Origin of the sequence: Brevundimonas sp. BAL450, assembly GCF_015767455.1 — a bacterium.
GTDB lineage: Bacteria > Pseudomonadota > Alphaproteobacteria > Caulobacterales > Caulobacteraceae > Brevundimonas > Brevundimonas abyssalis.
Genome location: NZ_JADWOW010000045.1, coordinates 14563 through 29492, shown reverse-complemented (window position 1 = coordinate 29492; position 14930 = coordinate 14563). Strand labels below are relative to the sequence as shown.

At 67.8% G+C, this 14930-nt stretch carries 17 protein-coding genes; 3 read left to right on the top strand and 14 right to left on the bottom strand.

Annotation, left to right across the window (positions count from 1 at the left end):
• The first annotated feature begins 29 nt into the window (after positions 1-29).
• Entirely contained in the window at positions 30-770 is a 741-nt protein-coding gene (locus tag IWC96_RS06100; RefSeq protein WP_021697332.1) for a DUF6065 family protein, read from the top strand.
• A gap of 12 nt (positions 771-782) precedes the next feature.
• Here the strand turns inward: IWC96_RS06100 and IWC96_RS06095 are convergent, their stop codons facing one another.
• The 8 genes from IWC96_RS06095 to IWC96_RS06060 form a co-directional block, all read right to left on the bottom strand.
• On the bottom strand, positions 783-1319 hold the full coding sequence (locus IWC96_RS06095) for a hypothetical protein (protein WP_021697331.1): 537 nt from the start codon (positions 1317-1319) through the stop codon (positions 783-785).
• Between the two features lie 83 nt (positions 1320-1402).
• Positions 1403-2035 carry a LysE family translocator gene (locus tag IWC96_RS06090; RefSeq protein WP_021697330.1) on the bottom strand — a complete coding sequence of 211 codons (633 nt, stop codon included), beginning with the start codon at positions 2033-2035 and terminating at the stop codon, positions 1403-1405.
• 41 nt (positions 2036-2076) lie between these two features.
• Positions 2077-2568, bottom strand: coding sequence for a hypothetical protein (locus tag IWC96_RS06085; RefSeq protein ID WP_021697329.1), 492 nt, complete (start codon positions 2566-2568; stop codon positions 2077-2079).
• An 81-nt stretch (positions 2569-2649) separates the two neighbouring features.
• Positions 2650-3135 carry a hypothetical protein gene (locus IWC96_RS06080; RefSeq protein ID WP_021697328.1) on the bottom strand — a complete coding sequence of 162 codons (486 nt, stop codon included), beginning with the start codon at positions 3133-3135 and terminating at the stop codon, positions 2650-2652.
• Positions 3136-3201: 66 nt separating this feature from the next.
• Complete coding sequence (locus IWC96_RS06075; protein ID WP_021697327.1) at positions 3202-4437, bottom strand: argininosuccinate synthase; 1236 nt, start codon at positions 4435-4437, stop codon at positions 3202-3204.
• A gap of 70 nt (positions 4438-4507) precedes the next feature.
• Positions 4508-5653, bottom strand: a complete 1146-nt coding sequence (locus IWC96_RS06070; protein ID WP_081703454.1) for an aldose epimerase family protein — start codon at positions 5651-5653, stop codon at positions 4508-4510.
• Positions 5654-5720: 67 nt separating this feature from the next.
• Positions 5721-6242 carry a hypothetical protein gene (locus IWC96_RS06065; RefSeq protein ID WP_196838582.1) on the bottom strand — a complete coding sequence of 174 codons (522 nt, stop codon included), beginning with the start codon at positions 6240-6242 and terminating at the stop codon, positions 5721-5723.
• 43 nt (positions 6243-6285) lie between these two features.
• On the bottom strand, positions 6286-7083 hold the full coding sequence (locus IWC96_RS06060; RefSeq protein WP_021697325.1) for a tryptophan 2,3-dioxygenase: 798 nt from the start codon (positions 7081-7083) through the stop codon (positions 6286-6288).
• A 106-nt stretch (positions 7084-7189) separates the two neighbouring features.
• Between IWC96_RS06060 and IWC96_RS06055 the strand changes: the two genes are divergently transcribed.
• Positions 7190-9022 (top strand): DUF885 family protein, encoded by a 1833-nt coding sequence (locus IWC96_RS06055; RefSeq protein WP_045319016.1) that lies wholly within the window; start codon positions 7190-7192, stop codon positions 9020-9022.
• 109 nt (positions 9023-9131) lie between these two features.
• Positions 9132-9590 (top strand): PA2169 family four-helix-bundle protein, encoded by a 459-nt coding sequence (locus IWC96_RS06050; protein ID WP_021697323.1) that lies wholly within the window; start codon positions 9132-9134, stop codon positions 9588-9590.
• A gap of 73 nt (positions 9591-9663) precedes the next feature.
• On the opposite strand, the gene rplS is transcribed toward IWC96_RS06050, so the two are convergent.
• From rplS to fabA, 6 genes are all read right to left on the bottom strand, one after another.
• Positions 9664-10089, bottom strand: coding sequence for a 50S ribosomal protein L19 (rplS, locus tag IWC96_RS06045; RefSeq protein WP_021697322.1), 426 nt, complete (start codon positions 10087-10089; stop codon positions 9664-9666).
• On the bottom strand, positions 10086-10814 hold the full coding sequence (gene trmD / locus IWC96_RS06040) for a tRNA (guanosine(37)-N1)-methyltransferase TrmD (RefSeq protein ID WP_021697321.1): 729 nt from the start codon (positions 10812-10814) through the stop codon (positions 10086-10088). The genes rplS and trmD overlap by 4 nt, the downstream gene beginning before the upstream one ends.
• A gap of 21 nt (positions 10815-10835) precedes the next feature.
• Positions 10836-11633, bottom strand: coding sequence for an enoyl-ACP reductase (locus IWC96_RS06035; RefSeq protein ID WP_196838594.1), 798 nt, complete (start codon positions 11631-11633; stop codon positions 10836-10838).
• A 26-nt stretch (positions 11634-11659) separates the two neighbouring features.
• Positions 11660-12973, bottom strand: coding sequence for a sodium:proton antiporter (locus IWC96_RS06030; protein WP_021697319.1), 1314 nt, complete (start codon positions 12971-12973; stop codon positions 11660-11662).
• 114 nt (positions 12974-13087) lie between these two features.
• Positions 13088-14305: a beta-ketoacyl-ACP synthase I gene (gene fabB, locus IWC96_RS06025; RefSeq protein WP_021697318.1), complete on the bottom strand. Its 1218-nt coding sequence runs from the start codon at positions 14303-14305 to the stop codon at positions 13088-13090.
• 53 nt (positions 14306-14358) lie between these two features.
• Positions 14359-14901 carry a 3-hydroxyacyl-[acyl-carrier-protein] dehydratase FabA gene (fabA, locus tag IWC96_RS06020; protein ID WP_021697317.1) on the bottom strand — a complete coding sequence of 181 codons (543 nt, stop codon included), beginning with the start codon at positions 14899-14901 and terminating at the stop codon, positions 14359-14361.
• Positions 14902-14930 lie beyond the last annotated feature (29 nt).

The window sequence follows — 14930 nt, the reverse complement described above, 5'->3', positions numbered from 1 at the left end:
CGTTCAGATTAGACCGCTGGAGCCCCGCCTTGGAACTGGAATGCTACCCCATGACGCCGCGCCCGCCCGAGATCGTGCCGGGGCGCGCGTCGCGGGACTGGATGGACGCCTTCGCCTCGCGCCACCCATATCGGTGCCTGCCGCTGAGCATGGCCAACACCACCGGGTGGGAGATCCTGTGCCCCATGGGCTTCACCGCCGAGTGGAACGGCGGGCCGTCGCAGGCCGACATCACCCTCACGCCGGACCGGCCGCATCCCGACTTCGCCCATTTCGTGCAGTCGCACTTCTCGCGCGGGGTGGTGACCATGCACCCCAACTATCTGTTCCGCACGCCGCCGGGCTGGGCGGTGGTGGCCTCGGGCGCGCCCAATCACGTCAAGGACGGCATCCAGGCCCTGACCGGCCTGATCGAGACCGACTGGCTGCCGTTCCCCTTCACCATGAACTGGATATTCACGCGGCCCGGACGGGTGAAATTCGCCAAGGGCGAGCCGTTCTGCTTCATCACCATCGTCGAGCACAAGAAGATGGAGCAGTTCCAGCCGGTCATGAAGACCCTGGACGCCAACCCCGCCATGAAGGGCCAGTTCGACGCCTGGAACCGGGAGCGCACCAGCTTCAACAACCGCCTCGCCTCGGGCGACCCGGACGCGGCCAAGGAGGCCTGGCAGCGGTTCTATTTCAAGGGCGAGTATGCGGACGAAACGACACCGCCGCCTGCTGACCATGTCAACAAGCGGCGGATGAAGTCGCTCAGATTGTTCTGAGACCGAGACCGGTCAGTTCATGGACGGCCGCACGACGCGCGGCCCGATGTTCTGCATGACCTCGCGGGCGTCGAAGGCGTTGGGGTCGTTCGGCTTGGCGCCGCGGCCCATCAAGATCTCCGTGCTGGCCTCGAAACGGGTGACCTCGCGCACGTCGAGATCGCGTCCCCACGGGTCACCCCAGGGGCCCCAGAAGCCGCCGCGATAGAAGCGCCACGACGGACCCCAGTAGGGGCCGTAGCGCGAGCTGTAGAACGGATCGGGCGTGCCCACATAGCGGGTGTCGCGATCGGTGGCGCGGTCCACGGTCTGGAACCAGTCATAGCCGCTCTGGGCCGTCAGCTCGGCGGCGCGGTACAGCAGGTACATCTCGACCGTATCGCGCGACGTCACCGAATTGCCCGCGAAACCGACCCGGAAGCGGTTCTGTTCGATCTGCATTTCGGAATAGCCGCCGCGCGCCTGCGGACTGGCGGCCTGATAGGGGGTCGCGGTGGCGCAGGCCGTAAGGGCCAGGGCGGCGACCGAAGCCAGGATAACGCGTTTCATGAAACTCTCTCCTCTTGGGCCGATTATGTCCGCCGCTCACTGAACGGTGGATGAACAGCTCCGTTCCGCCTGACCAGAAGTCCTTATAATCTCACAAGAATAAGAACCGAGGCCAGGAGCAGCAGGCCGCCGACGGCGATGCCGAACTTACGCTGAAATCTGGGGTCGGTCATGCGCGCTTTCAAGGCCGCCCCGCCCATTCCGTATGCCGTCATGGTGATCACGTCCATGCCGATGGTGGCGCAGGCGAACAGGGCCAGCTGGGGCGCGGCGGACCGGTTCACGTCCAGGAACGGCGGCAGGACGGCGGTGAAGAACAGGATGGCCTTGGGATTGGCGATCTGGACAGTGAAGCCGTCGACGAAGGCGCTGCGGCCTTTCCGGACCGGGATCTCCGACGGCTCGGCGGCGGTGCGGAAGGCGCCCCGGATCGCCTGGGCGCCAAGCCATGCCACATACAGCGCCCCGCCCACCGCCAGCACCCGGAACGCCTCGGGAAACGCCTTGACCAGGGCCCCCAGGCCCAGGGCGGCGGCGGAGAACCAGACCAGGGTGGCCGCATTCATGCCCGCCACGGCCATCAGCACCGCCGCGCGGCCTTTCTGCATGCCGGTGGCCACAGCGAAGATATTGGCTGGGCCGGGCGTCATGGCCATGACCGCCATGACCGCCAGAAAGGTCAGGTAAAGATGCGGATCGACGGGCAGGGCGCTCATGGGCGCCGTTTGCGCGGGCCCGGATCAGCCGTCAAGCGTGATCAGGGATGGTCGTGGCCGGCATCGGCGGGCGCTTCGGCGGTCGCGGCGCCGTGGGCCGCCGCGATCTCGGCGAAGGCTTCGGCCAGGGCGGCCTGAACATCGACGGACGCCATGGCGCCGGCGATGTCGGCCTGGGACAGGGCGGCCTCGATCATGGCGCCGAGGTTCATGGTCTGCATCATGGTTCCGGCCGTGTTCAGCCCCATCTCGGCGGCCGACGCCGTGAAGGCCATGAGGTCCGGCCCGTATTCGGTCCAGAGCGCGGCCATGCGGGTTTCGCGCTCGGCCTCTGTCAGGGTCTGATCCTCGTCCAGCGCCTCGACCTTGGCGCCGAAGGCGGCCATGCGGGATTCCATGCCGCCCAGATCCTGCTCGAAGGCGCTGGGCTCATAGCCGGGGATCACGCCCGCCATGGAGCGGGTTTCGCCGTCCTGGGCCAAGGCGGGGGCGGCGATGATCGTGGCGGCTGCGGCGATGGCGATGAGGCGCATGGCGGTCTCCCTGTCCGACCGCCCCACAATTCGCGCGAAACCGCCTTCGGGCAAGTGACAACGCGTTAAGGTCGGCGGGCCCTACTCCGCCTCGGGCGTATCCGTCGCCGGAGCCGTCGCCGCGTCCGCCGCGGCGGCGAGCTGGGCCTCCGCCCCTGCCCGGATCTGGTCGGGGATGGCGAGGATCACCGGGATGGCGGTGTCGCGCGCGGTGGTCAGTTCGGCGCGTGCCTGTTCATCGCTGGAAGCGGCGATCTGCGCGTTGAAAAACGTCTCGAAATCGCGGGCGAAACCGTCGAACTCGGGCTGATAGCGGGCGAGAATCTCATTCACCGACGCCATGGTGACGTCGCGGTCGCCGCCGCCCGCCTGCCCGGCGGCTTCCAGTTCGCGGGTCATCTGGTCCACCTGCTGCTCGAACCGCTCCGCACGCGCCTCGAAGGCGGCCTCGTCCATGGGCGCGGCGGCGGGGGTCTCGGGCGCGGTTTGCGGGGCCGCGTCCTGGGCCTGAGCGGCGCCGGTCAGGGCGAAGGCGGCCGTGGCGGCCAGAACAGTGCGGATCAGCATGGCGACAACTCCGTGAGCGAGGGCGGCGGCCAGAATGCCCTACCGACCGCCCTGCTCCAAGACCGCTCAGCCCCGGTCGCGGTTATCGCGCTTGGCCAGCACCCGCAGCCGCAGGGCGTTCAGCTTGATGAACCCGGCCGCGTCCTTCTGGTCGTAGGCCACGGCGCCGTCCTCGAAGGTGACCAGCTCCTGATCGTACAGGCTGTTGGGGCTCTCGCGGCCGATGACGGTGGCGTTGCCCTTGTACAGCTTGACCCGCACCGTGCCGGACACCTTGGTCTGGCTGTGGTCGATGGCGGCCTGCAGCATCTCGCGCTCGGGCGAGAACCAGAAGCCGTTGTAGATCAGGTGGGCGTATTTGACCGCCAGTTCGTCCTTCAGGTGCATGGCGCCGCCGTCCAGGGTGATGGACTCGATGCCCCGGTGGGCGGCCAGCAGGATGGCGCCGCCCGGCGTCTCATAGACCCCGCGCGACTTCATGCCGACGAAGCGGTTCTCCACCAGATCCAGCCGTCCGATGCCGTTGTCATGACCATACTGGTTCAGGGCGGTCAGCAGGGTCGCCGGGCTCATGGCCTCGCCGTTGATGGAGACCGCGTCGCCCTTCTCGAAGCCGATGGTGATGACGGTGGGGGTGTCCGGCGCGTCCTCGGGCGACAGGGTGCGCTGGTGCACGAACTCGGGCGCCTCCACGGCCGGATCCTCCAGCACCTTGCCCTCGGAGGAGGAGTGCAGAAGGTTGGCGTCGACGCTGAAGGGGGCCTCGCCGCGTTTGTCCTTGGCGATGGGGATCTGATGCTTCTCGGCGAACTCCAGCAGGGCCTCGCGGGACTTGAATTCCCACTCGCGCCAGGGCGCGATGACGCGGATGTCGGGCTCCAGGGCGTAGTAGCCCAGCTCGAAGCGGACCTGGTCGTTGCCCTTGCCGGTGGCGCCGTGACAGACGGCGTCGGCGCCCATCTGGCGGGCGATCTCGATCTGGCGCTTGGCGATCAGCGGCCGGGCGATGGAGGTGCCCAGCAGGTACTGGCCCTCATAGACCGTGTTGGCCCGGAACATGGGGAAGACGTAGTCCCGCACGAACTCCTCGCGCAGGTCGTCGATGAAGATGTTCTCGGGCTTGATGCCCATCTTCAGCGCCTTCTCGCGCGCCGGGGCCAGCTCCTCGCCCTGGCCCAGATCGGCGGTGAAGGTGATGACCTCCGCGCCGTATTCGGTCTGCAGCCACTTCAGGATGATGGAGGTGTCCAGGCCGCCGGAATAGGCGAGGACGACTTTCTTGGGCGCGTGATTAGCGGACATGACGGGAGTTCCAGGCAGTCGGGGAGATGGCCGCGCTTAAAGAACCAATGGTCCCGTCATGCAAGGCCCGTCAGTCCTGAACGCTGAAGCGGTATTCGTGATGCTGGCGATAGGTTTCCCCCGGACGCAGGGCGGTGGAGGGGAACTCCGGCCGGTTGGGGCTGTCCTGATAGTGCTGGGGCTCGAGGCAGAAGCCCGTGCGCGGCTGATAGACGACCCCGCCCTTGGCCGGCCAGTCGCGGATGGCGTTGGCGGTGTACAGCTGAACCCCCGGCGCGGTGGTGTGCAGTTCCATGACCCGGCCGCTGGACGGATCGCGCGACCACGACGCCAGCCGGAAATCGCCCGGCGCGCCCCGCACCACGAAATTGTGGTCGTAGCCGTTTCCGATGCGAATCTGTTCTTCATCGGCGTCGATGTGGCGGCCGATGGGTTTGGCCTCACGGAAGTCGAAGGGCGTGCCCGCCACGGGCCGGATCTCGCCGGTCACCACCTTGTTCGCATCGAAGGGGGTGAAGGCGTCGGCGGCCATCATCAGCTCGTGGTCAAGGATCGGGCGCCCCCCGTCGCCGGTCAGGTTGAAATAGCCGTGATGGGTCAGGTTGATGACCGTGGGACGGGTGGTCGTGGCGGTCATGTCGATGCGCAGGGCGCCGCCCGGCGTCAGGCGATAGATCACCTCGGTGGTCAGCTCGCCGGGAAAGCCCTGATCGCCGTCAGGGCTGACAAGGGTCAGGCGCACGCCCGGGCCCAGATCGTCATGGATCGCCTGGCCCCGCCATAGCCTTTTGGCGAACCCGTCCGGACCGCCGTGGGAGGAATGGGCGCCGCCGCCGGTGTCCAGCTGGATCGTCCGGCCGTCCAGCTCGAACCGCCCGCCCGCGATGCGCCCGGCGTAGCGGCCGACGATGGTGCCGAAATTGCGGTTGCGGTCGATGTAGTCCTCGAGGGTGTCCAGCCCCAGCACCACGTCGCCCATGACGCCGTCCCGGTCGGGTGCGGTCAGGGAGACGACGATGGCTCCGTATTCGATGATCCGGGCGGTCATGCCGTTCGCGCCGGTGAGGTCGAAGGCCTTGACCGGCCGTCCGTCGGGCAGCACGCCCCAGGGGCTTTCCACCACGGAGCCCGTGCGTCGGCGCTGGGCGGCCGCGCAGCTCGCAACGGACATGACACCGGTTACCCCGATCATCGCCCCGAAGGCGCGTCTGTTCATGACCATGGCCGTGCGTCTCCTCTGGAACGCGGTCCAGCCTATGGGGTCGGACGGGGAAGGTCGAGCCTCAGTCCACGGCCTCGCGGCAGCCGGCCACGAAGGCGTCCCGGTCAGCGGGCGATATGGCGGGGAAGGGGCCCAGGTTCTGGGCGCCGTAGTTGAAGGCGATCTCGCCGCCCGCCGCCAGACGATCCAGCAGGTCGGCCGGAATGTCGCCCGAGGCCTCCACGCCCTTTGCGCGATCGGCCTGCAGATCGGCGGCCAGGGCGTAGGCTTCGCCGCCCACGCCGACGGTGAAGCGATCCTCGCTCATGATGGGCTGGAACCGGTCGGTTTCCGCGCGCAGGGCGGCCGGGTCGCGCATGCAGGCGACGGCGGCGATCAGATCGTTGTCCCCCTCAAGCCTCAGGGCCACGCCCTCGCCCGACGCGATCAGCGACCAGCCAGCGCTGGCGAGCGCCTGCTCGGGCGGGGGCGCGGGTGTTTCCGCGCCGTTCACGGACGGCTGGGACGGGCGCGGCTCGCTGTCGCCGCAGGCCGCCAGCAGCAGGGCGCCCATCATGGAGGCGGAGATCCAGAGGCGGGTCATGGCGAGTCCTTTTGGTTGCTGAGACTGCAACGGTCCGGCGCGCCTACAGTTTCGTGCGCAGGGACCAGAGTTCGGGGAAGCAGCGTTTTTCCAGGGTCTTGGCCAGGTAGGCGACGCCCTCGGTGCCGCCGGTGCCGCGGCGCCGACCGATGATGCGCTCGACGGTGATGACGTGCTTGTGCCGCCAGGTGATCAGGGCGTCGTCCAGATCCACCAGCTTCTCGGCCAGCTGATACAGCTCCCACCAGCGCGTGGTGTCGCGGTAGACCTCCAGCCAGGCCGCCTCCACCTCGGGGTGGGGCTCATAGGGTTGGCTGACGTCCCGGTTCAGCACGGCGTCGGGGATCGACAACCCGGCCCTGGCCAGCTGCGCCAGGGCGTCGTCGTAGAGGCTGGGCGACTCGATGGCCTGCTTCAGCGCCGCGTGGGCGTGCGGCCGGTCCTCGTGGAAGCGCAGGAAACTTGCGTCCTTCAGCCCCAGCATGGCCTCGATGCGGCGGAACTGGTCGCTCTGGAAGCCCGAGGACGTGCCCAGGGAATCGCGGAAGCGCAGATAGTCCGCCGGGGTCATGGTGGCCAGGATGTCCCAGGTCTGGGTCAGGACGCTCTGGATGCGCGAGACGCGGGCCATGCTCTTGTAGGCCGGGGTCAGGTCGCCGGCCCGGACCAGGGTCTGGGCGTAGCCGATCTCGTGCAGGATCTGCTTGAGCCACAGCTCCTTGGCCTGGTGGATGATGACGAACAGCATCTCGTCGTGCTGATCGGTCAGCGGATTCTGCGCGCCCAGCACCTGATCGAGGGTCAGATAGCGGGCGTAGGTCATGTCGGCGGGTTGGGTCATGCGCCTCTATCCCCCGGCTGGAGCCGCGCCTCAAGCGCGCTTGCCCCGACCGGACCCGGCCCATACGGTGAACACACAAGAAAAATCAGGCTTTCAGGGAAACGCCATGCGCCGTCTTCTGCTCACCACCGCCGTCGTGACCGCCTTCGCCGCCGCCTCGCCGGTCATGGCGCAACAGGCCCAGCCCGCCGCCGCCGAGGCGCCTGCACAGTCCGAGGACCAGCGCATCCTGGCCTTCTTCGAGGCGGCCTTCCAGGAGCAGATTGCGGACAGCCCCCAGACCCTGACGTCCCTGGGCATCAAGCGCGACTATGACCGGCTGAACGACTACACCGACGCGGCGGCGGTGCGCCGCATGGAGATGTCCGAGCGGCATCTGGCGCGCCTGCAGGCCGAGTTCGACTACGACGCCCTGAACCACCAGAACCAGCTGAGCTGGCGGCTGTTCGAGCATGGGGTGGAGCAGCAGCGCGCCGCATTCCCCTTCCGCCACCACGGCTTCACCTTCGCGGCCAACGGCAATCCCACCGGCTCGCTGCCGGTGTTCATGATCAACAGCCACCGGGTGGATTCGGTCGAGGACGCCCGCGCCTACATCGCCCGTCTGGCCGAGGCCGAGCGGGTCATGAACGAGATCTCCGCCGACGTGCTGAACGCGGCCGAGATGGGGATCGTCTCGCCCGCCTTCGTGTTCGAACCCACCATCGGCGACGCCCGCAACGTCATCTCCGGCGCGCCTTTCGATGACGGCGAGGACAACCCGGTGTGGGCCGATTTCCAGCGCAAGGTGGCGGCATTGGACGCGTCGGACGAGGACAAGGCTCGGCTGCTGGCCGACGCCCGCGCCGCCCTGACCGGCCCGTGGCTGCGGGGCTATGAGCAGATCATCGGCACGCTGCAGACGCTGCAGGCCCAGGCCGACAGCAATGAGGGCGTGTGGCGCCTGCCGGACGGCGAGGCCTATTACGCCCAGCGGGTGGCGGCCTCCACCACCACCGACCTGACGCCGCAGCAGATCCACCAGATCGGTCTCGACGAGGTGGCCCGCATCCAGGGCGAGATGGAGGTGATCAAGGACGCCGTGGGCTTCGAGGGCTCGCTCCAGGAATTCTTCGCCTTCATCAAGACCGACCCGCGGTTCCAGTTTCCCAACACCGCCGAGGGCCGCGAGGCCTATCTGGCCGAGGCGCGCCAGCACGTGGCCAACGCCATGGAGGTCGCCCCGCGTTTCTTTCACACCCTGCCCGAGGCCGAGCTGGAGGTGCGCGCCGTGGAGGAATGGCGTCAGGCGACGGCCTCGGTGGCCTTCTACAACCGCCCCGCGCCCGACGGATCACGGCCGGGCATCTACTATGTCAATCTGGCCGACATGACCCAGGTGCTGCGCCCCCAGATCGAGGGCATCAGCTATCACGAGGGCGCGCCGGGCCATCACTTCCAGATCGCGGCGGCCATGGAGCTCGAGGGCGTGCCCAGCTTCCGCCGCTTCGGCGGTTACGGCGTCTATTCGGAGGGTTGGGGCCTGTACTCCGAATGGCTGGGCGGGGAGATGGGGTTCTATCAGGATCCCTATTCGGACTTCGGCCGGCTGTCGCTGGAGCTGTGGCGGGCGGTGCGTCTGGTGACCGACACCGGCATCCACGCCCTGCGCTGGAGCCGCGAGGACGCCATCGCCTACTTCCAGCAGAACTCGCTGCTGTCGGAGCTGGACATCGTCAAGGAGGTGGAGCGCTACGTCACCAATCCGGGTCAGGCGGTCAGCTACAAGATCGGCCAGATCAGGATCATGGAGCTGCGCCAGAGGGCCGAGGCGGCGCTTGGAGACGAGTTCGACGTGCGCGATTTCCACGCGGTGGTTCTCGGCGACGGCGCGGTGCCGCTGAACGTGCTGGAAGCCAATGTGGACGCCTGGATCGCGGGCGGCGGCGGACGGCCCTGATCGACGGGGAGGGGCGGCGGGCGGCCGGCACGGCGTTTCCGGTCGGTCGCAACCATTTCGCCCCGGCGGCGGTTGTTCAGGTTCACCATCCACACTCACGGAGGACGCCATGAGCACCCCGAACGATCACGACATCAAGGTCCTGAACGGCCTCATCGAAACCACGCTCGACAGCGCGGACGGCTATCGCGAGGCGGCCAAGGAAACCGAGAACACCGGCTTCCGCGCCCTGTTCGAACAGCGCAGCTTCGAGCGCCAGAAGGTGGCCGGCGACCTTCAGGGCACGGTGCGTCAGCTGGGCGGAGAGCCCGAGGACGACGGCACGGTCCTGGCCAAGGCCCACCGCGCCTTCCTGGACGTCAAGCACGCCATCCTCAAGGATGAGCAGGCGGTGGTGAACTCGGTCGAGAACGGCGAGGACCACATCAAGGCCAGGTACGAAAAGGCCATCGAGGACACCGACCTGTCGGCCACCACCCGTGAGACCATCACCCGCGCCTACGGCTCGGTGCGTGAAGGCCACGACCAGATGCGCGATATCAAGCACGCCATGCAGGCGAAGAACTGATCACCGTCTGAAACGAGAAAGGCCCCGGTCCGCGAGGACCGGGGCCTTCTTCATGCCGCGAGGGCAGGAAGGATCAGGAGTCGTCGCCGGGCTTCTCGGCGGTTCCGGTTTCCGGAACGGCGACGACCTTCTCCTTGCGGACGGTCTGGCGCTCGGCGATCCGGGCCGACTTGCCGCGACGATCGCGCAGGTAATAGAGCTTGGCGCGCCGCACGACGCCGCGACGCTTCACTTCGATGGATTCGATGTTGGGCGAGAGGATCGGGAACTTGCGCTCCACGCCTTCGCCGAAGGAGATCTTGCGCACGGTGAAGGTCTCGTTGACGCCGGTTCCGGCGCGGGCGATGCACACGCCCTCGAAAGCCTGGACGCGCTCGCGCTCGCCTTCCTTGATCCGCACATTGACGCGCAGGGTGTCGCCGGGGCGGAAATCGGGGATCTCGCGACCTTCGAGGACGCGGGCTTTTTCTTCGGCAGCGAGCTGCTGAACGATATTCATGTCTCTTCTCCTCGGGCTTTTGCGCCCTTTAGCTGTGATTTGGCGAGATGCCGCTCCCAGAGGTCCGGTCGCCGCTCCCGCGTGGTGATTTCCCTCTGCTCCTGACGCCATCTGGCGACCTTGGCGTGGTCGCCCGACAACAGGACCTCGGGGATGTCGAGCCCCTCGAACGTCCGCGGTCGCGTGTACTGCGGATGTTCCAGAAGCCCGTCCTCGAAGCTCTCCGAACTCAGGCTTTCGGCCTGGCCCAGCACTCCGGGGATCAGTCTTACGCACGCCTCGATCACGACCATCGCCGCCGCCTCGCCACCGGCGAGAACCGCGTCTCCGACCGAGACCTCCTCGAACCCCCGGGCGTCGAGCACCCGCTGGTCCACCCCCTCGAACCGGCCGCACAGGACGGTGATCCCGTCCGCTGCAGCCCAGTCCTTCACACGCGCCTGGGTCAGGGGCCGGCCCCGCGCGCTCATGTACAAAAGCGGCCGCCGCGGCCCTGTCACGCTGTCGAGCGCCCTGGCCACCACGTCCGCCTTGAGAACCTGTCCGGGGCCGCCACCCGCAGGGGTGTCGTCCAGGAAGCCGCGCTTATCTGTCGAAAAGTCGCGAATGTCCACTGTTTCGAGCGACCACAGATTTCGCTCGCGCCAGGCCGTGCCGATCAGCGACACGCCGAGCGGCCCCGGGAAAGCCTCGGGAAACATGGTCAGGACCGTGGCGGTGAACATGGCGCGGGCCGCCCGAAGGCGTCAGCCTTCCTCGTCGGCGGCCAGACCCATCATGTGGAAACCGGCGTCCACATGGATGATCTCGCCGGTGGTCGACAGGCCCAGGTCCGAGCACAGCCACAGCGCACAACCGGCCACGCCCTCCATGGAGGTGTCCTCCTTCATGGCGCTCATGGCGCGGCCCTGGGCGATCATGCCCCGCCCGCCGGAGATGCCGGCCAGCGACAGGGTGCGCATGGCGCCGGCGGAGATGGCGTTGACGCGGATGCCCTTGGGCCCAAGGTCGCGGGCGATGTAGCGGGTCGCGGCCTCCAGCGCGGCCTTGGCCACACCCATGGTGTTGTAGTTCGGGATGGCGCGCTCGGAGCCCAGATAGGTCATGGTGACCATGGAGCCCCCGTTGGGCATCAGCTTCGACGCCCGCCTGGCCACGTCCACGAAGCTGAAGGCCGAGATGTTCATGGCCAGCAGGAAGCTGTCGCGGGTGGTGTTGTCCACGAACGAGCCCTTGAGCTCATCCTTGTTGGCGAAGGCCACCGAGTGGACCACGAAATCGATGGTCCCGAATTCCTTCTCCAGCTCGGCGAACGCCGCGTCCATGGAGGCGTCGTCAGTGACGTCGGCCTGGATCAGCAGTTTCGCCCCGACGCTTTCGGCCAGCGGGCGCACCCGGCGCTCCAGCCCCTCGCCCAGATAGGTGAAGGCCAGCTCGGCGCCCTGGGCGGCTAGCTGCGAGGCGATGCCCCACGCGATGGAGTTGGAATTGGCCACCCCCATGATCAGGCCCTTCTTGCCCTTCATGAGGTCGCCTGTGGGCATGTTCCAGCCGCTCTCGCTCGCCATGGTCAGTCTCCGTTCTTCGAAGCCGGAGGGTTAGCAGGGGCGGCGTCGGCGGGGAAGTCCGGGGCGGCGCAGGCGTCGCTCCGACGCGCCAGCCGGGCGAGCAGAGGGGTCGCGGTGACGCCGTGGACGATGATCGACAGCAGGATGATGAAGCCGACCACGGCCCACAGCCGTTCGCTGTTGCCGAAGTCGCCGTGATTGATGCCGTAGGCGATGTAGTAGACCGAGCCGACCCCCCGGATTCCAAGGAAGGCCAGCAGCAGCCGCTCCCGCCACGGCGGAGGCGAGCCGATCATGGCGATCAGGCCGGCGACGGGGCGCACCACGAAGACGACAGCGAGACCGATCAGGGCGTCGGTCCAGGTCAGGCTGGCCAGCAGGCCGTTGGCCAGGGCGCCGCCGAACAGCACCAGCAGCAGCATCATCAGCAGACGTTCGATCTGGTCGGAGAAGTCGTGCATCTCCTGATGGAAGTCGTGCTCCCGCTCGGTGCCCCGGATGGCCATCGCGCAGACGAAAACGGCGAGGAAGCCGTAGCCGTGAACCACCTCGGCGACTGCATAGGCGATAAGGGTGGCGGCGAGGGCGATCAGCCCGTCGGTCAGCTTCGACAGTCCGCCGCGACGGCTGCGAAACAGCAGATATCCGAGCAGTTTTCCCACGAGCCAGCCGGCGCCGAGGCCGGCCAGCAGCTTCCAGCCGACCTTGATGGAGAACCAGTCGGTCAGGCCGGCCTGGGTGGCCAGACCACCCGCAGCGGCGAGGATGGCCAGGTGCACGAAGGGAAAGGCGAGGGCGTCGTTCAGCCCCGCCTCTGAGGTCAGGCCGAAGCGCACCTCGTCTTCATCGCCGGAGCCGGGCGGGCCGCACTGGACATCGGAGGCCAAGACCGGGTCGGTCGGCGCCATGCTGGCGCCAAAGAGCAGCGCCATGGCCATGCTGAAGCCCAGCCCGGACCATCCCAGCCAGGCGGTCGCGGCGATCGTCAGCGGCATGGCGACGGCGAGCAGCCGCCAGGTCGTCGACCAGCTGCGCCAACCCGGTATGCGATCGATCTTCAGCCCCGCCCCCATCAGGCTGATGATGACGACCAGCTCCGTCAGCCGTTCTGTGGCTGTGTCCCAGGTCCGGGGGTCAGGATCAAAGGCCAGCAGTCCCGTTGAGAACACCGCGACGCCCAGCGCGACGCAGAGGATCGCCAGCGTCAGCGGCAGGCGCTTGAGCCCCACCGGCGCCCAGGACACCAGCAGGACCACGGCGCCGAGGCCGAGCAGGAACAGGATATAGGGATCGAAAATCAGCAGAGGCTCCAGCACAGGCGTCGAATCTGGCAGGCATGACCGGCGCCCGGGCAGACCACATGCAGCAACGCTCCGGACCCGGTTCGGATGCTCGCCCGTCCGTCACATCGACGATCCGCTCCCGAAGGTTCAGACCTTGGACAGGATGATGCAGCCGTTGGTGCCGCCGAAGCCGAACGAGTTGGACATGACCGTCGTCAGCTCCCCGTCCTTGCGTTCGCGCAGGATGGGCAGATCGGCGAAGTCCGGGTCCAGGGTCTCGATGTGCGCGCTCTCGGCGGCGAAGCCGTCCTGCATCATCAGGAGGCAATAGATCGCCTCCTGCGCGCCCGCCGCCCCCAGGCTGTGGCCGGTCAGGGACTTGGTGGACGAGATCATCGGCGCCTTGTCGGCCCCGAAGACATTCCGGATGGCGTCGGTCTCGCGCGCATCGCCCACCGGGGTCGAGGTGCCGTGCGGGTTCAGATAGTCGACCTTGCGGTTTCCGGCCATTTCGAGCGCGATCTTCATGCAGCGCTCGGCGCCCTCGCCGGAGGGGGCGACCATGTCGAAGCCGTCGGAGTTGGCCCCGTAGCCGACGATCTCGGCATAGATCTTCGCACCGCGCGCCTTGGCCCGCTCATACTCCTCGACCACCACGATGCCCGCGCCGCCCGCGATGACGAAGCCGTCGCGGTCCTTGTCATAGGCGCGGCTGGCCACCGAGGGGGTGTCGTTGAAGTTGGAGGACATGGCGCCCATGGCGTCGAACAGGTTCGACAGGGTCCAGTCGATCTCCTCGCAGCCGCCGGCGAAGACCACGTCCTGCTTGCCCCAGGCGATCTGTTCGGCGGCCGCGCCGATGCAGTGCACCGACGTCGCGCAGGCCGAACTGATCGAATAATTGATGCCCTTGATCTGGAACCAGGTGGCCAGAACGGCCGACGGTCCCGACGACATGGCCTTGGGCACCGCGAACGGGCCGATGCGCTTGGGGCCGCGCGTCTTTGTGGTCTCCGCCGCCTCGACGATGGTGCGGGTGGACGGGCCGCCGTCGCCGACGATCAGGCCGATGCGCTCGTGGCGGATCTCCTCGGCTGTCATGCCGCAGTCGGCCAGGGCCTGTTCAAAGGCGATGTGGGCCCAGGCGGTGCCGGGGGCCAGGAAACGGGCGGCGCGGCGATCCACCAGGCCGGTCCAGTCCTCGATCTTGGGCGGGGCGTGGACCTGGGAGCGGAATCCCAGCTCGGCGTACTCAGGCGCGGCGACGACGCCAGAACGAGCCTCGCGCAGGGATTTGGTCACCTCCGCGGCGTCCTTGCCGATGGAGGAGACGATCCCCAGACCCGTGATCACCACACGCCGCATATTGTTCCTCGCCCTAGTCGCCGGTTTCCGGTCGTTGAAAGTTAATCCGTAACTCAGCCGGCGGTTTCCGGCGTGGCCGGGGTCTGGGCGCCGAACAGGCCCACACGCATGTCGCTGGCCGTATAGATAGGCACGCCGTCCGCTTCCAGCACGCCGTCCGCGATGCCCATGACCAGACGCCGGTTGATGACGCGCTTCAGGTGCACCTTGTAGACGACGCGCTTGATGTCAGGCGTCACCTGGCCGGTGAATTTCACCTCGCCGACGCCCAGCGCCCGGCCCCGGCCCGGCGCGCCGGTCCAGCCCAGGAAAAAGCCCACCAGCTGCCACATGGCGTCCAGGCCCAGGCAGCCGGGCATGACGGGATCGCCGATGAAGTGGCACTGGAAGAACCAGAGGTCCGGGTGGATGTCGAGTTCGGCCTCGATGTAGCCCTTGCCGTGATCGCCGCCGTCCATGCTGATGGTCTTGATGCGGTCGAACATCAGCATGGGCGGGGCCGGCAGCTGGGCGTTGCCCGGCCCGAACAGCTCGCCCCGGCCGCTGGCCAGAAGGCCGTCGTGGTCGAAGGACGAGGGATAGGGGGATTGGGTCACGGGGCGGCTCCGTCAGGATTGTCGCGCCG

Excerpts from the sequence above, each read along its gene's own strand:
- IWC96_RS06095 (WP_021697331.1), bottom strand. The coding sequence starts at position 1,319 with ATGAAACGCGTTATCCTGGCTTCGGTCGCCGCCCTGGCCCTTACGGCC.
- IWC96_RS06090 (WP_021697330.1), bottom strand. The coding sequence starts at position 2,035 with ATGAGCGCCCTGCCCGTCGATCCGCATCTTTACCTGACCTTTCTGGCG.
- IWC96_RS06085 (WP_021697329.1), bottom strand. The coding sequence starts at position 2,568 with ATGCGCCTCATCGCCATCGCCGCAGCCGCCACGATCATCGCCGCCCCC.
- IWC96_RS06080 (WP_021697328.1), bottom strand. The coding sequence starts at position 3,135 with ATGCTGATCCGCACTGTTCTGGCCGCCACGGCCGCCTTCGCCCTGACC.
- IWC96_RS06075 (WP_021697327.1), bottom strand. The coding sequence starts at position 4,437 with ATGTCCGCTAATCACGCGCCCAAGAAAGTCGTCCTCGCCTATTCCGGC.
- IWC96_RS06070 (WP_081703454.1), bottom strand. The coding sequence starts at position 5,653 with ATGAACAGACGCGCCTTCGGGGCGATGATCGGGGTAACCGGTGTCATG.
- IWC96_RS06065 (WP_196838582.1), bottom strand. The coding sequence starts at position 6,242 with ATGACCCGCCTCTGGATCTCCGCCTCCATGATGGGCGCCCTGCTGCTG.
- IWC96_RS06060 (WP_021697325.1), bottom strand. The coding sequence starts at position 7,083 with ATGACCCAACCCGCCGACATGACCTACGCCCGCTATCTGACCCTCGAT.
- IWC96_RS06055 (WP_045319016.1), top strand. The coding sequence starts at position 7,190 with ATGCGCCGTCTTCTGCTCACCACCGCCGTCGTGACCGCCTTCGCCGCC.
- IWC96_RS06050 (WP_021697323.1), top strand. The coding sequence starts at position 9,132 with ATGAGCACCCCGAACGATCACGACATCAAGGTCCTGAACGGCCTCATC.
- rplS (WP_021697322.1), bottom strand. The coding sequence starts at position 10,089 with ATGAATATCGTTCAGCAGCTCGCTGCCGAAGAAAAAGCCCGCGTCCTC.
- trmD (WP_021697321.1), bottom strand. The coding sequence starts at position 10,814 with ATGTTCACCGCCACGGTCCTGACCATGTTTCCCGAGGCTTTCCCGGGG.
- IWC96_RS06035 (WP_196838594.1), bottom strand. The coding sequence starts at position 11,633 with ATGCCCACAGGCGACCTCATGAAGGGCAAGAAGGGCCTGATCATGGGG.
- fabB (WP_021697318.1), bottom strand. The coding sequence starts at position 14,305 with ATGCGGCGTGTGGTGATCACGGGTCTGGGGATCGTCTCCTCCATCGGC.